We start from the raw sequence: 3,063 nt of genomic DNA, 5'->3' as shown, positions 1-3,063 counted from the left end.
GAGACCAGCGGTGTCTGCCACTTCGCCTACGACGACGAGGAGACCTGCCTCGCCGAGGTCCGCTACCTCCTGTCGCTGCTCCCGCAGAACAACCGCGAGGCGGCGCCCCGGGTGCGCAGCGACGACCCCGCCGACCGGCGCAGCGACGTCCTGCTGAGCCACGTCCCGGCGGACGGCAACCGGCCCTACGACATGGCCAAGGTCATCGAGGAGGTCGTCGACGACGGCGAGTACCTCGAGGTCCACGAGCGCTGGGCACGGAACATCATCTGCGCGCTGGCCCGCCTCGACGGCCGGGCCGTCGGCATCGTCGCCAACCAGCCGCAGACGCTGGCCGGTGTGCTGGACATCGAGGCGTCCGAGAAGGCGGCCCGGTTCGTGCAGCTGTGCGACGCCTTCAACATCCCGATCGTCACCTTCCTGGACGTCCCCGGCTTCCTGCCCGGCGTCGACCAGGAGCACGGCGGCATCATCCGCCACGGCGCGAAGCTGCTCTACGCCTACTGCAACGCGACCGTGCCCCGCATCTCGCTGATCCTGCGCAAGGCCTACGGCGGCGCCTACATCGTGATGGACAGTCAGTCCATCGGCGCCGATCTGACCTACGCGTGGCCCACCAACGAGATCGCGGTGATGGGCGCCGAGGGCGCGGCCAACGTCATCTTCCGCCGGCAGATCGCCGAGGCCGAGGACCCCGAGGCGATGGTGAAGGAGTACAAGGCGGAGCTGATGCACCCGTACTACGCCGCCGAGCGCGGCCTGGTGGACGACGTGATCGACCCCGCCGAGACCCGCGAGGTGCTCATCCGGTCCTTGGCCATGCTGCACGGCAAGCACGCCGAGCTGCCGTCCCGCAAGCACGGCAACCAGCCGCAGTAGGCGGACTTCAGCCTGGTCGCAGGGCGAAGCCAACCGCATGCATGGTTTGTTCTCGCGCCCGGTATCGCCTGCGGGTTAGGTGTGGGCGCCCGTTTGGCGAGGTAGATTCTCTAGGGGTTCGATGGACACCTGTACGTCACTTTTCCAGGCCGATGGCGTCGAGTTGGGCAAAGTTGCACGTCAAATGCTTCTCCAGGAAAGCTGTGCCCGTCCTGGTGCAGGATGCTTCAAAACAGCGCACGTGGTTTGGTATTGACAAACCGTCCGGCCTGTTTTGTACTCGTGAGGTGCCGGTATGAGACAGCACACTCACCTAGGGGGCAACGGCATGCAGATTGACGTACTGGGCATTTTGGACGTCAGGGAGAACGGGGTGTCCATCGCCCCCACTGCGCCGAAGCCCCGACAGGTGCTCGCGCTCCTCGCGCTGCACGTCGACCAGGTGGTGCCGGTCTTCGCTCTCACCGACGAGCTGTGGGCCGGCCGGCCGCCGCGCAGCGCGCGCACCACGCTGCAGACCTACGTCCTGCAACTGCGCGACCTCATCAACCTCGCGCTGGAGCAGGAGGCGTCCGCCGAGCCCGGGTCGGCCCCGCGGCGCAGTGCCAAGGACGTCCTGGTCACCGCGCCCGGTGGGTACATGCTCGTCTCCGGTGGCGGAGAAAGCGACGTCCGCGAGTTCGAGCGGCTCGCGGGCACGGGCTACCGCGCTGTCGACGCGGGGGACTTCAAGGAAGCCTCCCGCCTGCTGCGCGAGGCGCTCGGTCTGTGGACCGGTCCGGCCTTCGCCGACGTGCAGACCGGTGCGCGGCTGGAGATGGAGGCCAAGCGGCTCGAGGAGAGCCGGCTGTGCGCCCTCGACCAGCGCATCGAGGCCGACCTGCGGCTCGGCCGGCACCGCGAACTGCTCGCGGAACTGACCGTGCTGACCAGCCGTTACCGCACCCACGAGAACCTGCACGCCCAGTTCATGCTGGCGCTGCACCGCTCCGGCCGGCGTGGCGAGGCCCTGGAGGTCTACCACCGGCTGCGCGGCACCCTCGTACGGGACCTGGGCCTGGAGCCCTCGGCGCGGCTGCGCCGGCTCCAGCAGTCGATCCTCGTGGCCGCGCCGGAGAGCCCGCTGGGCGCGGAGTCGCAGCAGCCCGTCACGGCGCCGCTCGCCCCCGCCCGCGTGGGCAGCGCCGCCCGGTACGCCTGAACTGCCGTGTGAGAGACGGGCCTTGTCGCAGCGGCGCAGATCACCGCGCCGGTGGCTGCAGTGCGGCGCCATAAGTGGGTAGCCTCAGACGAAATGGTTAAGTTACCGCTTAGTAACTGACTTTCGCCGGTTCGAGGAGCCCACTCATGCAACTCGTCGCGATCATCGTGTCGCTGACCCTGACGGCGGTCGGCTGGGCGCTGTTCGGCCGCGCCCTCCTGCAGCTCTTCCACTTCATACGGCTCGGCCAGCCCGTCCCCAGGAGCCTGCGCACCAACAACCCGTACTCCCGCACGGTCACGCTGGTCAGGGAGTTCCTCGGCCACACCCGGATGAACCGCTGGGGCGTCGTCGGGGTGGCGCACTGGTTCGTGGCGATCGGCTTCTACACACTGCTCCAGACGATCCTCAATGCCACCGGGCAGCTCTTCAAGGCCGACTGGCTCCTGCCGGTCATCGGCGACTGGGCGCCGTACAACGCGTTCGTCGAGTTCATCGGCACGCTGACGGCGGCCGGCATTCTGGCGCTGATCGTGATCCGGCAGCTGAGTAAGGCGACCAAGCCGGGCCGCAAGTCCCGCTTCGCCGGGTCCAACACGGGTCAGGCGTACTTCGTCGAGACCGTCATCCTCGTCGTCGGCACCTGCATCATGGTGCTGCACGCGCTCGAGGGCGCCCTGCACCACGTCGACCACTACGAGGCGTCGTTCTTCCTCTCCTACCCGCTGGTCGCCTGGTTCCGGGGCATGGACCGCTCCACCCTGGAGAACCTCGTCTACTTCTTCGCGGCCCTGAAGATCACGATCTCCTACGTCTGGATGATCGTGGTGGCGTTGAAGACCGACATGGGTGTGGCGTGGCACCGGTTCCTGGCGTTTCCGAATATCTGGTTCAAGCGGAACGCGGACGGTGCTACGTCGCTGGGCGCGCTGTTGCCGATGACGTCGGGCGGCAAGCCGATCGACTTCTCCGACCCCGGTGAG

At 67.9% G+C, this 3,063-nt stretch carries 2 protein-coding genes and 1 pseudogene; all 3 read left to right on the top strand.

Annotated features, from left to right (window positions below; all coding sequences use genetic code 11):
- A partial coding sequence (locus ADK64_RS03975) for an acyl-CoA carboxylase subunit beta (protein WP_324614360.1) occupies positions 1-879 on the top strand: 879 nt, incomplete at its 5' end.
- A gap of 328 nt (positions 880-1,207) precedes the next feature.
- Positions 1,208-2,080 (top strand): AfsR/SARP family transcriptional regulator, encoded by an 873-nt coding sequence (locus tag ADK64_RS03970; RefSeq protein WP_053654824.1) that lies wholly within the window; start codon positions 1,208-1,210, stop codon positions 2,078-2,080.
- A gap of 146 nt (positions 2,081-2,226) precedes the next feature.
- Positions 2,227-3,063: pseudogene (locus ADK64_RS03965) on the top strand (Fe-S oxidoreductase); the annotation flags it as partial.

Source organism: Streptomyces sp. MMG1121 (assembly GCF_001280015.1).
Taxonomy (GTDB): domain Bacteria; phylum Actinomycetota; class Actinomycetes; order Streptomycetales; family Streptomycetaceae; genus Streptomyces.
The sequence above is the reverse complement of the archived record's forward strand: the minus strand, read 5'-3'. Positions and strand labels throughout refer to the sequence as shown.

Bases quoted from the DNA above. Each gene is read 5' to 3' on its own strand.
- ADK64_RS03970 (WP_053654824.1), top strand. From the start codon at position 1,208: ATGCAGATTGACGTACTGGGCATTTTGGACGTCAGGGAGAACGGGGTG.